The sequence below is a fragment of the Candidatus Protofrankia californiensis genome (genome assembly GCF_900634765.1).
In the GTDB taxonomy this organism is placed as follows: Bacteria; Actinomycetota; Actinomycetes; order Frankiales; family Frankiaceae; genus Protofrankia; species Protofrankia californiensis.
Genome location: NZ_CAAAFT010000172.1, coordinates 3916 through 4753, shown reverse-complemented (window position 1 = coordinate 4753; position 838 = coordinate 3916). Strand labels below are relative to the sequence as shown.

Genomic DNA, 838 nt, shown 5'->3' with positions numbered 1-838 from the left:
CGACCAGCGCCCGCCGGGAGGTACCAACTCCCGGGTCGACGACCGCAAGGTGCACCGCGACAGGCAGGTGACCGACCGTCTGGGCGAGCACGACCGACCCTCGCCGCACGTCGCCGGCAGGCACCAGGTGGCTGATGTCGATGAGGCGTACACCGGGAGCGTGACGCAGCAACACCCCGTGGCAGGCCGCCACGAACCCGTCAGCGAGTCCGTAGTCGGTCAGGAAGCTCACGTAACCCACGTGATCCGCACCCACGTGATCCACATCGTCCACGCGGGATCCCGCGTCACCCATGCCAAACCGCGTCACCCACGCGATCGGGTTGCGTGGTCGACCCGCTCGGCGGCGTCGACGTCCCAGCCCTCCCCGTCGACGACGCCGTCAACAACCTCATGGTGGGCTGGTTGCAGGGCCGGTGGCGGCCTGTCCGCGGACCGGTGCGACGCAACGTACAGGGACGGGCTCTCCCGCGGGACCGGCGGGCCGCCGTTGGCGAAGACCACCGCCAGCCACGGCATGACAACAGCGATGATCACGGCACCGAACCGCAGCCAGCCGTGCAGCGCGACCACGGCGAGGATCAGGCAGACGGTACGGAACATCATCGAGATCACGTATCGGCGCTGGCGTCGCCGGATCTCCTCCGGGCGGGACGGCACCGCACGGGTGATCAGAACAGCGTCGCCCTTCCGCCTGATCCGCACTGATTCACTTCCCGTCGTCGGGACAAGCCCCGGATGCCTGCCCAGTGTGCGCCACAACAGGCCGCAACGCCCGTACAAGCATGCCCGCCGTCCGGCCGCCGGAACAATTCCCGGCGACCAGCCGGGGCCGGAC

2 protein-coding genes are annotated in these 838 nt (G+C 69.7%); both read right to left on the bottom strand.

The features are described from left to right. Nucleotides 1-241 (bottom strand): SAM-dependent chlorinase/fluorinase (locus DD1DGNOD_RS09650; protein ID WP_241255613.1); only part of this gene is annotated, 241 nt, incomplete at its 3' end. Nucleotides 242-306: 65 nt separating this feature from the next. Beyond that, a partial coding sequence (locus DD1DGNOD_RS09645; protein ID WP_206443053.1) for a DUF3099 domain-containing protein occupies nt 307-838 on the bottom strand: 532 nt, incomplete at its 5' end.